At 74.1% G+C, this 17,928-nt stretch carries 14 protein-coding genes; 6 read left to right on the top strand and 8 right to left on the bottom strand.

What is annotated here, in order from left to right; translation table 11 throughout:
• Window positions 1-58 precede the first annotated feature (58 nt).
• Window positions 59-3,379 carry an AAA family ATPase gene (locus tag ACFC0Z_RS27810; protein WP_376443389.1) on the top strand — a complete coding sequence of 1,107 codons (3,321 nt, stop codon included), beginning with the start codon at window positions 59-61 and terminating at the stop codon, window positions 3,377-3,379.
• 90 nt (window positions 3,380-3,469) lie between these two features.
• On the opposite strand, the gene ACFC0Z_RS27805 is transcribed toward ACFC0Z_RS27810, so the two are convergent.
• From ACFC0Z_RS27805 to ACFC0Z_RS27775, 7 genes are all read right to left on the bottom strand, one after another.
• Window positions 3,470-4,135: a class F sortase gene (locus ACFC0Z_RS27805; protein WP_376443387.1), complete on the bottom strand. Its 666-nt coding sequence runs from the start codon at window positions 4,133-4,135 to the stop codon at window positions 3,470-3,472.
• Between the two features lie 133 nt (window positions 4,136-4,268).
• A complete protein-coding gene (locus ACFC0Z_RS27800) occupies window positions 4,269-4,934 on the bottom strand; it encodes a hypothetical protein (protein ID WP_376443385.1) in 666 nt (221 codons plus the stop codon).
• A gap of 166 nt (window positions 4,935-5,100) precedes the next feature.
• A complete protein-coding gene (locus ACFC0Z_RS27795; RefSeq protein WP_376443382.1) occupies window positions 5,101-6,510 on the bottom strand; it encodes a CitMHS family transporter in 1,410 nt (469 codons plus the stop codon).
• A gap of 119 nt (window positions 6,511-6,629) precedes the next feature.
• The gene (locus tag ACFC0Z_RS27790) at window positions 6,630-7,394 is read right to left on the bottom strand and encodes a TetR family transcriptional regulator (protein ID WP_376443379.1); all 765 of its coding nucleotides are present in this window, start codon (window positions 7,392-7,394) and stop codon (window positions 6,630-6,632) included.
• An 18-nt stretch (window positions 7,395-7,412) separates the two neighbouring features.
• Window positions 7,413-8,702: a hypothetical protein gene (locus ACFC0Z_RS27785; protein ID WP_376443376.1), complete on the bottom strand. Its 1,290-nt coding sequence runs from the start codon at window positions 8,700-8,702 to the stop codon at window positions 7,413-7,415.
• The gene (locus ACFC0Z_RS27780) at window positions 8,699-9,571 is read right to left on the bottom strand and encodes a hypothetical protein (RefSeq protein ID WP_376443373.1); all 873 of its coding nucleotides are present in this window, start codon (window positions 9,569-9,571) and stop codon (window positions 8,699-8,701) included. Before ACFC0Z_RS27780 ends, ACFC0Z_RS27785 begins: the two co-directional genes overlap by 4 nt.
• Window positions 9,568-11,736: a right-handed parallel beta-helix repeat-containing protein gene (locus ACFC0Z_RS27775; RefSeq protein ID WP_376443370.1), complete on the bottom strand. Its 2,169-nt coding sequence runs from the start codon at window positions 11,734-11,736 to the stop codon at window positions 9,568-9,570. Before ACFC0Z_RS27775 ends, ACFC0Z_RS27780 begins: the two co-directional genes overlap by 4 nt.
• Before the next feature lie 276 nt (window positions 11,737-12,012).
• Here ACFC0Z_RS27775 and hmgA point away from each other — a divergent pair, with 276 nt between their 5' ends.
• From hmgA to ACFC0Z_RS27760, 3 genes are read left to right on the top strand one after another with little or no spacing between them, the layout of a single operon-like run.
• Window positions 12,013-13,326 carry a homogentisate 1,2-dioxygenase gene (hmgA, locus tag ACFC0Z_RS27770; protein ID WP_376443367.1) on the top strand — a complete coding sequence of 438 codons (1,314 nt, stop codon included), beginning with the start codon at window positions 12,013-12,015 and terminating at the stop codon, window positions 13,324-13,326.
• Between the two features lie 46 nt (window positions 13,327-13,372).
• The gene (locus ACFC0Z_RS27765) at window positions 13,373-14,122 is read left to right on the top strand and encodes a GntR family transcriptional regulator (RefSeq protein ID WP_376443364.1); all 750 of its coding nucleotides are present in this window, start codon (window positions 13,373-13,375) and stop codon (window positions 14,120-14,122) included.
• 18 nt (window positions 14,123-14,140) lie between these two features.
• A complete protein-coding gene (locus tag ACFC0Z_RS27760) occupies window positions 14,141-15,364 on the top strand; it encodes a type ISP restriction/modification enzyme (RefSeq protein WP_376443361.1) in 1,224 nt (407 codons plus the stop codon).
• On the opposite strand, the gene ACFC0Z_RS27755 is transcribed toward ACFC0Z_RS27760, so the two are convergent.
• Window positions 15,351-16,088, bottom strand: coding sequence for a TetR/AcrR family transcriptional regulator (locus ACFC0Z_RS27755; RefSeq protein ID WP_376443358.1), 738 nt, complete (start codon window positions 16,086-16,088; stop codon window positions 15,351-15,353). The genes ACFC0Z_RS27760 and ACFC0Z_RS27755 overlap by 14 nt on opposite strands.
• 63 nt (window positions 16,089-16,151) lie before the next feature.
• Here ACFC0Z_RS27755 and ACFC0Z_RS27750 point away from each other — a divergent pair, with 63 nt between their 5' ends.
• Both ACFC0Z_RS27750 and ACFC0Z_RS27745 read left to right on the top strand, forming a co-directional pair.
• Window positions 16,152-17,102, top strand: a complete 951-nt coding sequence (locus tag ACFC0Z_RS27750) for an ATP-binding cassette domain-containing protein (RefSeq protein WP_376443355.1) — start codon at window positions 16,152-16,154, stop codon at window positions 17,100-17,102.
• Window positions 17,099-17,881 carry an ABC transporter permease gene (locus ACFC0Z_RS27745; protein WP_376443352.1) on the top strand — a complete coding sequence of 261 codons (783 nt, stop codon included), beginning with the start codon at window positions 17,099-17,101 and terminating at the stop codon, window positions 17,879-17,881. Before ACFC0Z_RS27750 ends, ACFC0Z_RS27745 begins: the two co-directional genes overlap by 4 nt.
• The last annotated feature ends 47 nt before the right edge of the window (window positions 17,882-17,928 follow it).

The following is a 17,928-nucleotide window of genomic DNA, read 5'->3' as shown; positions in this document are numbered from 1 at the left end:
TCCGCTTTCCGGACGCACCATTCCGTTGCTCGGGGCACCCATTACAGTGGGCGCCCTCATGAGCGCAGACATACCAGCGGGCGCGGCGACGACGCTGCGCGTGCGACTCTTCGGCGGGTTCCGGGTCGACAGGGACGGCGGGCCGCCGCTCTCCGAGCGGTGGCCGCGCCCGAGCGCCCGGACGCTGGTGAAGCTGCTCGCGGTCGCCCCCGGCCACAGCCTCCACCGAGAGCAGGCCATGGAGATCTGCTGGCCGGACGCCGATCCGCAGGCAGCCCTCGGCAGCCTGCGGGTGGCGCTGCACGCCGCCCGCCGGGCGATCGAACCCGAACTGGCACCTCGTTCCACCTCCTCCTATCTGACCAGTGAGGGCTCCCTTCTCCGTCTCGATCCGCGCACGGTACGGATCGACGCCGACGAGGCCGAGGCCCTCGCCGAGGCGGCACTGGCCCTCGGCGGGCGCGCCGAGCTCGCCGCCGCCCTGGCCGCCTTCACGGGCGAACTGCTCCCCGAAGACCGCTACGCCCCCTGGGCCCAGCCCCGCCGCGAACGGCTGACCGCACTCCGCGAGCGCACCCTGCTCGCCCTCGCCTCCGCCCACCTGGCCGCGGGCGCCCCCGAGGAGGCGATCCCGGCGGCCGAGCAGGTCCTCGCGGCGTCCCCCGCCGAGGAGGAGGCGCACCGGATCCTCATCGGGGCCTACGTCCGCCAGGGCCTGCGGCGCCGGGCGGTCGCCCAGTACCACCTGTGCCGCGAGGCGCTGGACGCCGAGTTCGGCGTCCGCCCGGGCCGGGAGACCGAGCGGCTGCACCGCGCGGCCCTCGCGGCGCCCGTCCCGGCCCCCCGCTCCGTGGGACCGGCGCTGCCGGCGGTGGTGCGGCAGCCGCCGACCGCCCCGCTGCGCGGCCGGGACGACCTGCTCGCCCGGCTGCTCGCCGCCGGCTCCCCGCCCGTCCTCCTCCTCACGGGCGAGGCGGGCCTCGGCAAGACGCGCCTTGCCGGGGAGGCCGCCCGGCGGGCGGCCGCGGAGGGTACGGCCGTGCTGTGGGGTGCGGGCCACGACGCGGAGGGGCACACGCCGTACGGCCCGTTCGCCGAGGCGCTGGACGGCTGGCTGGCGGACCGGCCGACCGCGGAGCGGGCCAGGGCGGGGGCGGAGTATCCCGAACTGGCTTCGCTGCTGCCGTCCTTGGGGCGGGTGCGCCCCGAGAGCGGACGGAGTCCCGAGGAGGAGCGGGACCGGCTGTTCCGGGCGACGGCGGGGCTGCTCGGGGAACTGGCGGCGGAGCGGCCCGTGATGGTGGTGCTGGACGACCTCCACGCGGCGGACGCGGGCTCGTTCCAGCTCCTCAGCCATCTTGCGCGACGGGCGAGGGAGGGCGGAAGGCCTTGGCGACTTCTCGCCACGGTGCGTCCCGAGGAACTTCCCGCGTCCGACCCCCGCCGCCAGGCCCTCGACCTGCTGCTCCGTCAGTCCCTGGCCGCCTGGGTCGAACTGCCCCGGCTCTCCCGCGAGGCCTCTCTGGCCCTCACGGCGGACGCGCTGGGCGCCGACGGAGACGTACCGGAGCGGGTGTGGGAGCTGTCGCTCGGCAATCCGCTCTTCGCCCTCGAACTGGCCCGCGCGGTGCGCGACGGCGACGGGCGGCCGAGTGCCCCGGAAGGCGTACGGCAGCTGGTGGCCGAGCGCCTGGCCCGGCTGGGGCCGGCGGCCCGCCGGGTCGTCGACGCGGTCGCCGTCGCCGGGCAGGACGCCGCCCTCGGCGAGGTCCTCGACGTCGCCCGCCGCGGCGGGCACCCGCGACTCTCGGCGGCCGAGGCGACGGAGGGCGTGGAGGCGGCGGTCGCCGCCTCGGTCGTCGAGGAACGGCCGGTGGTCTGCGAGGGACGGCCCGTCGCCGGGCTCGTGTTCCGTCACCCCCTGGTGCGTCTGACCTGCTACGACGGCCTCTCGGCCGCCCGTCGCCGGCTCCTGCACTCGGCGTACGCGGAGGCCGTGCTCCGCCGCCGCCCCGACGCCGTGGACGCGCTCGCGACCCATCTGACCCGGGCCGACGACCCGCGCGCCACCGACTACCTGCGCCAGGCCGCCGAGCGCGCCGCCGCGCTGTACGCGAACGACACCGCCGACCGCTACTACGCCGAGCTCACCGACCGGCTCGACGCGCTCGCCGCCGAGTCCGCGCGGGCCCGTGTCGACCGCAGTGCCGTCCTGCGCCGCCTCGGCCGCTTCGACGAGGCGGCGCGGCTGCTCGGCGAGGCCCTGGAGGAGCTGACCCGGCGCGGGGACGCGGACGGCCGGGTCCTGGCGGCGGCGCGGCTCGCGGAGCTGATGCCGAAGACCCGCGGCACGGAGGAGGGTTTCCGGCTCCTCGACGCCTCCCCGCCCGGCCCCGCCACCCCGCCCGCCGTGGCCAGCGCGCACCATCTCGCGCGCGCGGTGCTGTGTTTCGTCACCGGCCGGTACGAGGACGGGGTCGTCGCCGCGCGGTCCGCGGAGGACGCGGCGCGGGCGGCGACGGGACCCGAGCGGCGCGGGCTGCTCGCCAGGGCGCTGGCCCTGCGGGCCACCTCGCTGGGTCTCGCGGGCCGGTTCGGGGAGGCGCGCCCGGTCGCGGACCGCGCGCTTCCGCACGCGGAGGCGTACGGCGATCCGCAGTTGCTCGGCTCGGTCCTCTCGGTCCTGCGCGAGACGTCCCGCCGCAGCGGGCGGCTGCGCGAGGCGATCGCGACGGGCCGCCGGGCCCTCGCGCTCGCGGAGCGCTCGGGCGATTCGACGGCCACGGTCTTCGAGCGGGCCAACCTGGCCGAGCTCCACCTTCTGATGGAGGAGGTGACGGAGGCCCGCGAGCTCGCCGAGACGGCCGTACGGGACGCGGAGCCGCCGACGGCCTGGTGCGCGCCCTACGCCCTCGTGGCACGCGCGCGCGTGCGGATGCGGGAGGAGGAGCCGGGCGGCGGCGAGCTCCTCGACCCGGCCGAGCGGACGGCCCTGGCCCAGGGCGACCACCAGGCGCTGTACGAGGTCAGGTCGGCGCGCGCCGAACTGGCGGTACGGGAAGGCCGGCCCGAGGAGGCGCTGGCGCTGCTCGACGGCTACCGGGAGGCCGGGACGGCCCACCTGCGCGCGTGGGCGCTGCTGGCCTGCGGGCGGGCCGGGGAGGCCGCCGACGTGGCGGGAGCCGAGGTCGACCGGGCGGAGCGGGCCGGGGAGCGGCTCGCGGAGGTCGAGGCCCGAACGGTACGGGCCGCCGCCCTCGCCGCCCTCGGCCGCGAAGGGGAGGCGGCCGAGGGCTTCGACCGGGCGGCGGCCCTGTCGGTGGCCCTGCCGTACCCGGCGGGTGCGCGCCGGGTCGCGGGCGCCCGCGCAGGGGACTGAGCAGGGGAATGCCGAGGGGTGGGAATGTCGAGGGGTGGTGGAGGGCGGCGAGGGCGGCTGGGCCCCGCCGCCCTCCCGTCGGTCCGACCGTCAGATCTCCCGGTCGACGTCGGTGAGGTGGGCGAAGACGACGATGTTCGCCTCGTACCCCTTCTTGCGGTCGAACGTTCCGCCGCAGGTGAGGAGCCGTAGTTCGGGCCGCCCTGTGGGGCCGTACACCTCCTTGTCGGGGAACGCGTCCTTCGCGTACGTCTTGACCCGGTCGACCGTGAAGACGGCGACCTTGCCGTCCGCGCGCCCGACGCGCACGGTGTTGCCGGCGCTGAGCGAGTCGAGGTTCAGGAAGACGGCGGGGCCGCTGAGCGTGTCGCGGTGGCCGACGACCACGGCCGTGCCGCGCTCCCCGGGCGTGGCGCCCTTCCCGTACCAGCCGACGATCCGCGGGTTGTCGACGGGCGGGGTGGCGAGCCGGCCGTCGCCGTCGAGTCCGAGCGTGGTGACCGGTGCCTCGATGGTGATGGCGGGGACGGCGAGCACCGTGGGACGCGAGCGGGCCAGCGGTGCGGGTGGGGGTGCCGGCTTGGGCGGGGGCTTGGGCTTGGCGAGCGCCCGGGACGCGGCCTTGACGCCGGCGGTCCGCAGGTCGCTGGCCTTGTGGTCGAGGGCGGCCGGGGCGCCGGCCGCCGCTCCCGCCGCGACCTGACCGGCGGCGAGCGGCGGACCGGCGGGTTCCCCGTCGCCTGCCCACCAGGCCACCCCGGCCACCAGGACGCACGTGACCGTGACAGTCCTGGTGAGCCGGAGGAGCCGTTTCCGCCGGCGCGCGAGACGGGATCGGCGCACGGGGCGGAGCGGGGGCGCGGGACGGGGCCCGGTCGTGAGGCGGGACCTACGCGGCGCCATTGTCGCGGCGGCGCGAGCGACGGATCAGGACCAGTCCGGCCGTACCGGCGAGGCCTGCCGCGACGGCGGCCCCGATACCGAAAGCCGAGGAGTCCTCCGCCGCGATCGGCGCGCTGCCGCCGCCGCCCGCGCCGACCGGGCCGTGCGGGGGCTTGCCGTGGCCGTTACCGCCGGGGCCTCCCGGGCCTCCGCCGGGACCGCCGTTGCCGTTGGTGGCGGTGGGGGTCGGGGTCGGGTTGGTGTCGGGGCAGTCGACCTTGAAGACCTTCTGCTTGCCGGCGCCGTTCTCCCCCTCGAAGGTCCACACGAGCTTGTACATGCCGTCGGGCAGCGACAGCGGGCCGGTGTGTCCCTTGCCGCTGGTGAGCGTGATGTGGCCGCTGAGGTTCGGATCGTCGGCCTTGGGTGGCTGGGGCGTGATCTCCCAGTCGACTTCCTGGAGGGTGTCGAAGTTGAAGGCCGCGAGGTAGAAGTCGCAGACCTTCGGCTCGTCCCTCTGGTCGTCGGGGTCGGTGCCGACCTCGTGGATCTTGACGTCGCCGTTGTCGCCGGGGGCGGCGAAGGCCGACGGGGCGCCGGTGAGGGCGAGGCCGCCGAAGGCCAGGGTGGCGGCGGCGGTGGCGGCGAGCGGGCGGATGAGGCGTGCAGCCATGCGGGGTTCCTCCGGAAGAGCGCGTCGGACAGTTCAACCGATAATGCGACTATCCGTGACGAAACCGATACAGAGGGTGGCGACATGCGTCGCCACCCTCCGAAGTCGCCCGTCCGGCGCAGGCCCCCGTCCGGCGGGGTCCCCGTCCGGCACAGGCCCCCGGGCCTCAGATGATCCCGAAGAGGATTCCCGCCGCGAGAACGACCAGCGAGGTCAGGGCCGCCCACTTCACCGTGAACCGGGTGTGGTCGCCGAACTCCACCTTCGCCATGCCCACGAGGACGTACACGGCCGGGACCAGCGGGCTCGACATGTGCAGCGCCTGGCCGACCAGCGAGGCCCGCGCGATCTCCAGCGGAGACACCCCGTGGGCCGCGCCCGCCTCGGCGAGGACCGGCAGCACGCCGAAGTAGAAGCCGTCGTTCGACATGAAGTAGGTGAGCGGAAGGCTCAGGACGCCGGTGACCACGGCCATGTGCGGGCCCATGCCCGCGGGGATCGCGTCGACGAGCCAGTCGGCCATGTGCTTGACCATGCCCGTGCCGGTGAGGACGCCGGTGAAGACGGCAGCGGCGAAGACCATGCCGGAGACGTTGAGGACGTTGTCCGCGTGAGCGGCGAGCCGGGCCTTCTGCTCGGCCATGTTCGGGTAGTTCACGGTGAGCGCGAGCGCGGCGCCGAGGAGGAAGAGCACCGGGATCGGCAGCAGTTCGAGGATCATCGCGGTCAGGAGCAGGACCGTGAGACCGGCGTTGAACCAGTACAGCTTGGGGCGCAGCGTCGCGCGGTTCGGGTCGAGGCCCTGGAATCCGTCGACGGCGCCGGCGGTGGCGCCCCCACCCGTGCCCACACCCGAACCCGTACCCGTACCCGTACCTGCGGCGGCGCCGGCGGTGCTGCCGCCTCCTGCCGCGACCAGGACGGTCTCGGTCTCCGGCTCAAGCGCCTCGTCGAGGGTGAGGTAGCCGAGCCGCTTGCGCTCGCGGCGGCCGAGGACGTACGCGAGGGCGAAGACGAAGAGCAGGCCGACGCCGAGCGCGGGAATCATCGGTACGAAGATGTCGGCGGCGTCCAGCTTCAGCGCGGTCGCGGCGCGGGCCGTGGGGCCGCCCCAGGGCAGGGTGTTCATGACGCCGTTGGCGGTGGCGGCGACACCGGTCAGGACGACCAGGCTCAGGCCGAGCCGCTTGTACAGCGGATACATCGCCGAGACGGTGATCATGAAGGTGGTCGAGCCGTCGCCGTCCAGGGAGACGATCGCGGCGAGCACCGCCGTACCGACGACGACGCGGACGGGGTCGGCCTTGCAGAAGCGCAGGATGCCCCGGACGATCGGGTCGAAGAGGCCGACGTCGATCATGACGCCGAAGTAGACGATCGCGAACATCAGCATCGCGGCGGTCGGCGCGAGCTTGCCGACCCCCTCGATGACGTAGTCGCCGAGCTGGGCCCCTTGCCCGACCGCGACACAGAAGAGCGCGGGAATCAGTACGAGCGCCGCGATCGGCGACATCTTCTTCGTCATGATCAGGACCAGGAAGGTCGCGATCATGGCGAAGCCGAGGACGGTCAGCATGGAGGACACCTCACGTTCACCCTTGAACTCCCGCCGAGCGGCGGTGCGGATGACGCTAGGTGCCCCCTTTCGGCGTTAACAAGACGTTGACGTGTGAGCAATACGAGCAAAAGCCCAGGTCAGGACTGTGGCAATGTCGAAGGCGACGAGCTCGCGAGGGCCGGCGTGAGGTAGGCGTACAGGAGCTGGCGGGTCTCGTCGACGAGGGCGGGGTCGCCCTCCGGGTCCGCCCGGAAGGCGAGACGGACCAGCGTGTCGGCGGTCTCGACGCCGACACGGACCTTGCGGCGCAGGGTCTCGTCGGCGGTGTGGCCGAGGTGGGCGGCGAGCAGGCCGCAGATCCTCTCGGCGACGAGGAGGTTGGGGTCGTCCACGGCGGCGTCGGCGTCGGGCGCGGACGCGGACTCCTCAGCCACCGGAGCGCCTTCCGGCGACTCCGGCGACTCCGACGGCTCTCCTGACGTCGCGGCCGGGACGCCGAAGTCGACGAGCGCGAAGCCAGGGACGGTCCGCTTCATGGCGATGAACTCGTCGAGGACGCCGTCGATGGCCCCGTACGCGTCGAGGTGCGGCGACTCCGCGAAGCGGGCGGAGATCCGCTCCGTGTACCGGTCGAGATTGCGGTGGGCGAGCGCGGCGACCATCGCCCGCTTGTTGCCGAAGAACCGGTAGACGGAGCCGATGGGGACTCCGGCGCGGGCGGCGACGGCGCGGGTGCTGAGCTGCTCGTAGCCGGTCTCGTCGAGCTGCGCGGCGCAGGCGTCGAGGATCCGGGCGAGCCGCTCCGCGCTGCGCTGCTGCACGGGGGCGCGCCGGAGCGCCGGAGCGGAACGCGGGCCGCCGCGGGAACTGTTGTGGGGGCTGTTGTGGGGCACGGGGACCATGATGCCGCTCCGGTCGGGTCAGGCGATGAGCAGGCCGATGCCTCCGAGGGTGTACGCGATCATCAGCACGAACAGCGGGAGTTGCCCCGCGACGGCGCGGGCGGGCGGGAAGAGGCGGACGGACCGGTCGTGCGCGGCGACGACTCCGAGGACGTGGCCGGTGACGATCGCGGCGACCTGGAGGGTCGCGAGGCCGCCGGGGCCCAGTGGTGGAGCGGGTGCGAGGGCGTTGTCAGTGCCCCCTGCCATGATGACGGTACGTGGTCCTTCGGTGACGAAAAGTGAGAAGTAGTGGGCGACGAGGTAGCCGAGGGCGATGGGGAGGAGGGAGTGCGCGAAGGAGGTGAGGGGCGTGGTGAGGGACCGGTCCATCAGACGGAGGGCGCCGGCGCAGAGCCCGTAGCAGGCGGCGGCGAGGGCGACGACGGCGAGGAGACCGAGGGTGGCGGTGACGGTGGGACCGAGGGAGGAGGTCTGGAGGGTGGTGATCCAGCGGGGGTTGTCGGAGAGACCGTCGTAAGCGGTGGAGCCGAGGAGGACGCAGACGGTGGCGACCAGGCCGGGGGTCCCCGGGGTGGAGTCGAGGCCGTGGAAGGGGGAGCGCAGCACGAGCCGGCCGTCGGCGCGGCGGCCGAGGGGTGAGAGACGGGCGAGGAGGGAGGAGTAGACCTCGAAGGGGTCGGCGTGGGCGAACCAGCGGTCGCCGTAGCGGGCGGCGCCGAGGAGTTGGACGCCCAGATGGACGGCGAGGGCGGCGAGGAGGGTGGTGGTGGCGGTGTTGTCGGGGGCGACGAGTTCGAGCCAGGTGAAGAGGAGGAGACCGGCGGCCGCGGGGCGGATGCCGACGGCGGCGGGCAGCGGGCGCGGGTTCCGGGGCGGACGGAGCGCGTGCAGGGCGCGGAGCGGGTTGAGGAGGCGCCAGACGGGGCCGAGGAGGAGGGAGGCGGGGACGAGTCCGACCCAGAGGAGGACGTAGAGGGCGCCGGCCGCGGGGTTGCGGTCGGGGTCGTCGGGGCCGAGGAGGAGGTGGAGCAGGAAGAAGAGGGCGACGGCGGCGCCGAGGAGGCGGAGGGCCGTGCGGGTGGCCGGCGCGTCGGCCACCCGCTGGACGGACATCGGGAGGGGCCGCCCGGCCTCGTCGCCGCGGAAGCGGGACGAGGACCAGAGCAGGCCGAGGGCGAGGAAGGAGACGAGGAGCGCGGCGAAGGCGCCCGCGTAGGCGTAGAAGGGCGAGAGGGGGAGGTCGTGGCGGGAGCCCACGCCGTGGGCGAGGGGAAGGCCGAGGCCCGGGGCCGGGACGCCGGTCACCGGACGACCAGTTGGGTCAGGAGGAGTCCGGACTCGTGGGTCTCGACCTCGAAGAGACCGGTGCGGTCGGCGGTGAGGGTGAGGGTGGCGGGGGTGCCGGGAGAGAGGGGGACTTCACGGTCGTAGCCGTGGACGTGGACCGTGTCGGCGCGGTCTCCGGTGATGCGGAGGGTGAGGCGCTCGCCCTTCTTCAGTTCGATGCGGGAAGGGGGTGGCTGGACGGTCTTGCCGGTGATGGAGAGGGTCACGGTCCGTCCGGCGTCGGCGGACGGGGTGGACGTCGGCACGGCCGTCGGGACCGTCGGGGCGGAGGTCGCGGCGGACGCCGACGGCGGCGAGCTCGGGGCCGCGGGGGCTGTGGCTGAGGCGGAGGCGGCGGCGCCCAGGCGGACGGTTGCCTGGACGGGGGCGCCGGCGACGGCCCAGACGGTGTGGTCGTCCGCGTGGAGGCGGACGGTCAGGGTGCGGACGCCGGGCGGTACGTAGCCCCAGGTGCCGTACAGGCGGGAGATCTCCTTGCCGTCGGCGAGGAGGCGGGCGTGGCCGCGCCCCGGAAGGGCGGCTCCCCCGGTGCTGTCGGGGGTGAAGCGGAACCTCTCCACCGTGAGGTGGACGTTCCAGCCGCCCTCCGTGTCGGGGCGGCTCTCGACCCGGACGGTGGGTGCGGTGGCCGCGGGGAGTTCCCGGAGGCGGTGGCCGGTCTCGTCGCGGGCGTCGAGCAGGGTGCCGCTGGTTCCGGTGGCCTGCTCGTGGCTGGTGCCGGGCTTGTGGTGGGTGGCGGCCCGGCCGCCGCAGCCCGCGAGGGGCAGCGCGGCGGCCAGGACGAACACCAGGGAGACGAGGGGCGTCCCCCGGAGCGGACGGGTCACGCCGTCCCCTCCTCTCGCGCCCGCGCCTCGCCCGACGCGGCCTCGGCCTTGGGCTCGGACTCGTGGACGGTCCCGGAGTCCTGGGCGGACTCGGCCTCGGGCTCGGACTCGTGGGCGGCCTCCGGGTCCGTCTCCGGGTCCGTCTCCGGGTCCGCGGGTTCCTGGGTGCGGGCGCCTGCGGCGATGACCGCCCAGAGCACCCAGACGACGCCGAGTACGAGGCGGAACCAGGCCGGGCTGAGGGGGATGCCCGGGACCATCAGGACGGCCTTGTCGAAGGCGTCGAGGAGGGTGAGGGCGCCGAGGACCACCGTGGTCCAGGCGAAGACGGGACGGGAGGGACGGAGGGCGAGGCCGATGACGGTCCACCACACACCGGTGAGCAGCAGGCCGAGGGCCGGGACGACGGTCGGGGTGAGCGCGAGGGTCGAGCCGGCGACGTCGAGGGCCAGGCCGGCGAGGCCGGCGAGGGTGGCCAGGCCCGCGAGGCGGTTGCCGCGCAGGCGGCGCCACCAGAGGGCGAAGCCGGTGAGGGCGAGGACGAGGGCGGCGCCGAGGGCGATCTGGGTCTCGACGCGCTGGAGGCCGCGGGCGCCGTACCAGTCGCAGCCGGCCGGGAGGCGGCGGGCCTGGACGTTGTAGTCGGCGCAGACGAGGAGCTGGGCGAGCTTGACGGGTTCGCCGACGATCCGGTCGACGTCGCCGGAGACGTCGCCACGCCGGGAGCCGCACTCGGGCAGGGCGCCGGGGCTGGACGCGCCCGCGTCGGACTGCCAGCAGTTGCCGCTGCCCTGGCCGTCCCAGGAGACGTCGGTGCGGTTGGGGCGGGAGTTCCCGGCCTTGTCGACGCCGAGGCGGTTGCCCGCGTAACGGTTGTCGTGGGAGGTGTCGAACTGCTTGGCCCAGGCGGACTCGCCGCGGATGAAGGCGGGGACGGCGTTCAGGTAGAAGGCGGTGCGCTGGTGGCCGTAGATCCAGTTGTCCTCGTAGAGGTTCCAGTTGCCTCCGGCGGTGATGATGCCGGAGCCGGGCGGCATGGAGATCTGCGGGCAGACGACGCCGCGCTCGTAGCCGCGGTCGACGGGCGGCTTGGCGCAGGTGCCGTCGGCGACGTACCGGTAGTAGTCCTCGTTGTTGTCGTGGATCAGGTTCCGCTCGAAGCGGGCGTGGTTCTGGGGCAGACCGGGGTGGCCGGGGAAGGCGGAGTCCATGGACGCGCCGCCCATGTTGTGGTCGAACTCGTTGTCGTGGACGTAGACGGAGTCACCGGCGGTGCCCGAGTAGCCGACCATGTTGTGGTGGCTCCGGCAGTTGGTGATCTCGATGGAGTAGCGGGGGACGTCGTAGCCGCGGCCGTCGTTGATGTTCGAGGCCGAGCCGGGGTAGATGCCGGAGTCGCCGTTGCCGTAGGACTCGCAGTTCTTGTAGAGGCCGTGGTCCGAGGCGAAGGTGAGGAAGCCGTACTCGTCGTTCCAGCGGGTGAGGACGTCGTCGATGACGAAGCCGTCGGCGGCGAGGACGTACAGCGAGTTGAACGTGGTGCGCTGGGCGGTGAAGTTGCGGAAGTAGACGCCGTCGGAGCCGTCGGCCCTGATGCCGTTCAGCTTCTGGTACTTGGCGTCGATGATCACGTCGAGGCGGGTGGCGCCGGTGCCTTCGACCTGGAGGTTCTTCTTGCCGAGGATCGCGACGAGGTTCTGGTTGTGCGGGCACTTCGCCTGCTGCTCGTAGCTGAGGATCTGGTAGCCGAGCGAGGAGTTCGGCGCCTTGAGCGAGGCGCACTCCCCGGTGGGCTTGGGGAGCGAGGGCTCCTCCTCGTAGAGGCCGGGGAGGATCGCGATCGTCATCCCGGGCCGGTCGACGGCGTCGACGGCCTCCTGGAGGTGGCGGTATCCCTCGCGCGCGCAGCGGTCGAGGAGGGCGAGGTTCCGGGCCTTGAGGCCGGCCGGGAAGGCGGCGATCCGGCGCGCGAAGTCGGCGCGGTCGGTCTTGCAGACGAGGAGGTCGGGCTCGCCCGAGCGGAGCTTCGGGACGCTGCCCGAGCCGTCGGGGAAGGTGACGGGCCGCTCTTCGTGGGCCTGGGCCCCGGGGGCGGTGAGGAGGGTGGCGGCGAGGGCCGCGAGCACGGCCGAGAGCGCGAGGAGAAGTCTTCGGGACCAGGACATGCGCGAGAGAGTAGAGCATTGTTCATCTTTTCCGGCCCCCTCGTGCAGGTATCGAGCCGGTATCGATTCCCCTGCCGATACCGGTATCGATTCCGGCATCGATTCCGGTCCCGTCCGTACCCCTCCCACCCTTTGGCCCGTCTCGCGCGGTCCGTCCCCGTTGACGGGAGCGGCGCGGAATCCTACGGTCATCCATAGGATTCCTCGCGGAACCGCGTACACACCCCGTACAGACCCCGCGCACACCCCGCGCGGGCCCAGGACAGGAGCGGGCGGATGACCACGGAGCAGGCCAGGAAGACGGCCGAGGCGCTCACCTACAGCACCGGATTCGGCAACGAGCACAGCTCGGAGGCGGTCCCCGGCGCCCTGCCGGACGGCCGCAACTCGCCGCAGCGCGCGCCCCTGGGGCTGTACGCGGAGCAGCTCAGCGGCAGCGCCTTCACCGAGCCGCGCGCCCACAACCGCCGCTCCTGGCTCTACCGGATCCGCCCCTCGGCCGCGCACCCGCCGTTCACCCGCGTCGAGGACGGCGCGCTGCGCGGCGCCCCCTTCGCCGAGACCGTCCCCGACCCCAACCGCCTCCGCTGGAACCCGCTGCCCGCGCCGGCGCCCGGCACGGACTGGCTCGCCGGCCTGTGGACCCTCGGCGGCAACGGCGACGCGACCCAGCGCACCGGCATGGCCGTGCACCTCTACCACGCGAACGCCTCGATGGAGCGGGTCTTCGGCGACTCCGACGGCGAGCTCCTCATCGTCCCCGAGCACGGCGGCCTCCTCCTGCGCACCGAGCTCGGCCTGCTCGCGGCCCGCCCCGGCGAGGTCGCGCTGATCCCGCGCGGTGTCCGGTTCCGCGTCGAGCTGCTCGACGAGACCGCCCGCGGCTATGTCTGCGAGAACTACGGCGCGCCCTTCCAGCTCCCCGACCTCGGCCCGATCGGCGCCAACGGCCTGGCCAACGCCCGGGACTTCCGCGCCCCCGTCGCCGCCTACGAGGACGTCGAGGGCCCGGTCGAGGTCGTCAACAAGTACTGCGGCCACCTCTGGTCGGCGACGTACGGCCACTCGCCGCTGGACGTCGTCGCCTGGCACGGCAACCACACGCCGTACGTGTACGACCTGCGCCGTTTCAACGTCATCGGGACGATCTCCTACGACCACCCCGACCCGTCGATCTTCACGGTCCTCACGGCGCCCTCCGACACCCCGGGGCTCGCCGGTGTCGACTTCGTCGTCTTCGCCCCGCGCTGGCTGGTCGGCGAGGACACCTTCCGTCCGCCGTACTTCCACCGGAACGTGATGAGCGAGTACATGGGCCTCATCGAGGGCGCGTACGACGCCAAGGCGGAGGGCTTCGTCCCGGGCGGTGGCTCGCTGCACAACATGATGTCCGCGCACGGCCCCGACCGGGAGACCTTCGACAGGGCCAGTGCCGCCGAGCTGAAGCCGCAGAAGATCGACGACGGCCTCGCCTTCATGTTCGAGACCCGCTGGCCGGTGTCCCTGACCCCCCAGGCGCGGGACGCCGACCACCTTCAGCGGGGATACGACGACGTATGGCAGGGTCTGGAGCGCCACTTCCGGCCGTAGTGTCTCGGCCGTAAGCCGTAAGCCGTAGCCCCCGTACGGAGAACCCGTGACCGCCTTCGCACCCGACTCGCTGGTCCTGAACCGCAAGCTGCCGCTCTGGTATCAGGTCTCGCAGTCGCTGCGCGCCTCGATACTGGGCCGCACGCCCGACGCATCGCTGCGGCTGCCCACCGAGGAGCAGCTCGCCACCCACTACGGCGTGAGCGTGCTGACCATGCGCCAGGCCCTCAAGGAGCTGGAGGAGGAGGGGCTGATCAGCCGCCACCGGCGGCGCGGCACCTTCATCGAGCCGGGCGCCCGGCGTTCCACCCCGCGCCGGCTGCTCGGCTCGATCGACGCGATCGTGGCCCAGCAGTCGGGCGAGCGGACGACGGTCCTCGGCCACGGAGCCGAGCCGGTGCCGGGCGAGCTCCTGGAGTACTTCCCCGACGCGACGGAGGTCGTGACGTACCGGCGGCTGCGCCGTGACGGCGAGAGCGACGAGCCGACGAACTGGGCGGAGAACGCGGTACGTCCCGAGCTCGCCGCCGCGATCGACCCGGCCGACCTGGAGCGCTGGCCGATGACGAAGGTGCTGCGGGACGTGGTCGGCGTCCGGATCAGCCGCATCACGGACACGGTCGAGGCCCGCCTCGCCGACCCCGAGACGGCCGCGCTGCTCCAGGTCCCGCTGCTCTCGCCGATCCTCCACTACACCGGCGTGACGTACGACGAGGACGGCCGGGTCGTGGACGTGGCCCGCATCCGGTACCGCGGCGACCGGTTCTCCTTCACGGTGACGGTGGAAGCGCACTGACCGTGGGCGGTCGTTAGCATGCGGGGCGTGACGGAAGCCCCCGGAAGCACCGGCGACGCGCCTGAAGCGCCGCTCCTCGACGAGCTCATGCCCTGGTCCGTCGCGCCGCTGCGCTTCGGCCGGTCCTGGGTCGTGGCGCCCGACCCCCGTACCCTGCGGGCCCGCTGGGACCGGCTGACCGCGGCCGAGGGCCCCGAGCGCGAGGCCCTGTTCCGGCCGAGCCGGGCCCGTACCCCGTCGAGCGCCGTGGCCGCCCTGCCCGGCCAGCGCACGGGGACCGGCCGCTTCGCCCGCGAGTCGGGCCCGTGCCCCGCGCCGGTACGGGTCGCGCTCGGGCCGTTCGACGAGCAGTGGCTGCTCCCCGACCACCGGCTGATCGACACCGCCCGCCCCGAACTGTGGCGGGTCGCCGACGCGTCGCAGCTCTTCGCCGTCGAGCAGGGGTACGTCCCCGGCGCCGAGGGCCCCGCCCTCCTCGTGACGGCGGCGCTCCCCGAGGGCCGCTCCCCAGCCGGCCGCCCGGGCCGGATCCGCCCGCTGTTCCGCCGCCCCGGCGGCGAGGAGCCCAACCTCGCCCCCGGTCTCCTGCCCTTCCTCTCCGGGCGGTACGGGCACGAGGTCGACGCCCGGGAGTGGCTCGCCTGGACCCTCGCCGCCGCCCGCCCCTCCCCCGCCGGCTGCCGCGTCCCGCTCCCCGCCGACCCGGAGGTCTGGGCGGCGGGCGTGGCGCTGGGCCGGGATCTCGCCGACGTGCAGCTGCGGGGCGCGGAGAGCGGCTCGAAGCCCCGGCTGCCGGGCGGCCGCCGCCCCTACGTGCGGGCCGCCGTCCCGGCGCGCCCCGAGGAGCTGGTGTACGAGGCCGATGACGAGGCCCTGGCCGTCGGCGAGGGCCGCGTGTCGCCCGTACCGGCGGAGGCCTGGGAGTACCGGGTCGGCGGGGTGCGGGTCCTGGAGCAGTGGTTCGCGCACCGGACGGCGCGGGCGGAGCCCGGCTCCCTGGAGGCGATCGGCCCGGCCGCGTGGCCGCAGGAGTGGACCTCGGAGCTCCTCGACCTGATCACGGTCCTCGCGCTGCTCGGCGTGCGCGAACGGGAGCGCGCCGCCTTCGCCGCCGTACCCGCCGCGGGCCGGGAGGAGCTGCGGGCGGCGGGTGTCCTGCCCGTACCGGACCGTGCCCGCCGCCCGGCCTCCGTCCTCGACCACCAGGAGGAGGGCCCGGAGGGGCAGTTCATGCTTCTGTGAGGACGCTTCCCGGGGTGTCGAACGAGTCCAGGAGCCGCGCGATCGTCAGCGCGAAGATCTCGTCGGCGTCCACCGGCGCGGCGGGGGCCTCGGCGATCAGCCCCGCGAGGTGCGGGTAACGCCCGCTCGCCAGCTGTCCCATGAGGTAGGCACCGCGCACCGCCTGTTCCTCCGCCTCGCTCCAGGGCAGGCCGCGGGCCCGTTCGGCGACGGCCTGCTCGTTGGCGACGGTCGCCATGACCGTGCCGTTGACCATGGCGATGAGCTGCATCTTCAGCCCGGCGGGCACGTCCAGCGGGACGAGGCAGCCGAGGCACCACTCCAGGAAACGCAGGGCGTTGGGGCTGAAGCCGTAGGCGGTGGTCATGACCCGGGGCAGCCACGGGTGCCGGTACATGATCGCGCGGGTCTGGTGGGCGATCGCGGTCATGTCGGCGCGCCAGTCCCCGCTGGGCTCCTCGGGGAGCTCGTACTCGCCGCTGACCGCGTCGACCATCAGCTCGTACAGGTCCTCCTTGCGGGGGACGTAGTTGTAGAGCGACATCGTGCCGCAGCCGAGTTCGGCGGCGATGCGGCGCATGGAGACCGCGTCGATGCCGTCGGCGTCGGCGATGCGGACGGCCGCGTCCACGACGTCCCGCCGGCTGTACGCCGGTTTCGGGCCGCGGCCCGCGCGCTCGGGCCGCGCCCAGATCACTTCCGGTTCGGCCGCTCGGCCCGCCATCGATCATCACCTCGCTCACCATCGTAGTTACGTACGCCGTACGTAGTGAGCTATGGTCGCCTCATGACAACTACGTACGCTGTACTTAGTGAAGGTCTGCGGAAGCGTTACGGCGACGTCCACGCGCTCCAGGGCCTCGACCTCGCCGTCCCCGAGGGCACCGTCTGCGGCGTCCTCGGCCCCAACGGCGCCGGGAAGACCACCGCCGTCCGCGTCCTCACCACCCTGGTGGCGCCCGACGCGGGCAGCGCGCGCGTCGCGGGCCACGACGTGGTGCGCGATCCGGCCGGGGTACGGAAGCGGATCGCGGTCACCGGGCAGTACGCCTCCGTCGACGGCGACCTCACCGGCGCCGAGAACCTCCGGCTCTTCGCCCGGCTCCTGCGCGCCCCGCGCTCCCGCGCCGACGAGCTCCTGGAACGGTTCGGCCTGACCGGGGCCGCCGACCGGCCCGCCCGCACCTACTCCGGCGGCATGCGGCGGCGCCTCGACCTCGCGGCGAGCCTGATCGTGGAGCCGAAGGTGCTCTTCCTCGACGAGCCGACGACCGGGCTCGACCCGCACAGCCGCAACGGGATCTGGGAGGCCGTCCGGGAGCTGGCCGGGCGGGGCACCACCGTGCTGCTGACCACGCAGTACCTGGAGGAGGCCGACCGGCTCGCCGACGACATCGTCCTGATCGACGAGGGGCGGGTCGCGGAGCGCGGCACCCCCGCCCAGCTGAAGGCGCTCGTCGGCAGCCATGCCGAGGTCGTCGTGGCCGACCCCGCCTCCCTCGAAGCGGCCGCCGCCGTCCTCGACCGGCTCACCGGCTCGGCTCCGGTCCTGGACGTCGAGCGCCGCACGGCCGGCGCGGGCACCACGGACCCCACGCTCACCCTCCCCCGCCTGGTCCGCGAGATCGACGCCGCCGGGGTCCTCCTCGTCGACGCCTCGCTGCGCCCGCCCACCCTCGACGAGGTCTTCCTGCGCCTCACGCACCGGCCCACCGACCGGAAGGAGCTCGTCACATGAGCGCCCTCGCCCTCGCCCACGACGGCACCGCCGTCCTCGGCCGCCACCTCCTGCGGATCCGGCACGCGCCCGCGATCACCGTCATGACCCAGACGATGCCGATCGTCTTCCTGCTCTTCTTCGGGTACGTCCTCGGCAGCGCGCTCGCCGCCCCGGGGGCCGAGTACCGGGCCTTCCTGGTGCCCGGCATGCTGGTCGCGACGGCGGCGGGCGGCCTGATGACCGGCATGTTCCAGGCCGCGCAGGACTCCCACCGGGGCGTCATGGACCGCTTCAGGACCATGCCGGTGAGCCGCGCCGCCGTCCCCCTCGGACAGGCCCTCGCCGACCTCCTCGCGAGCGCCGTCGGCACGGTCCCGCTGCTCCTCGTCGGCCTCGCCATGGGCTGGCGGATCGAGGGCACGCTCCCCGAGGCCCTGGCCGCCTTCGGTCTGCTGCTGCTCTTCCGCTTCGCGACGACCTGGGTCGGCATCCTCCTCGGCCTCGCCTCGAAGAGCGAGGAGGCGGCGGGTCAGCTCGGCAGCGCCACCTTCATGCTGCCGCTGCTCTCCAACGCGTACATCCCGACCGACGACATGCCGGGGTGGCTGCGGACGGTCGCCGAGTGGAACCCGATCTCGGCGGTGACCACGGCCGTGCGGGAGCTCTTCGGGAACGCGGCCGTCCCGGCGGACGCGGCCTGGCCGGTGGCGCACCCGGTCGCGGGCGCGCTGCTCTGGTCGCTCGGCCTGACCGCCGTCTTCGCCCCGCTCGCGGTACGGCGCTACGCGCGCGGGTGACGGCCCGCCGTGACGCACGTCCTGATGACAGGAGCACGCCGGGAGCG

The sequence above is a fragment of the Streptomyces sp. NPDC056144 genome (assembly GCF_042264145.1).
Taxonomy (GTDB): domain Bacteria; phylum Actinomycetota; class Actinomycetes; order Streptomycetales; family Streptomycetaceae; genus Streptomyces.
Note: the sequence above shows the minus strand (reverse complement) of the source record. Positions and strands in the feature narration are given on the sequence as shown.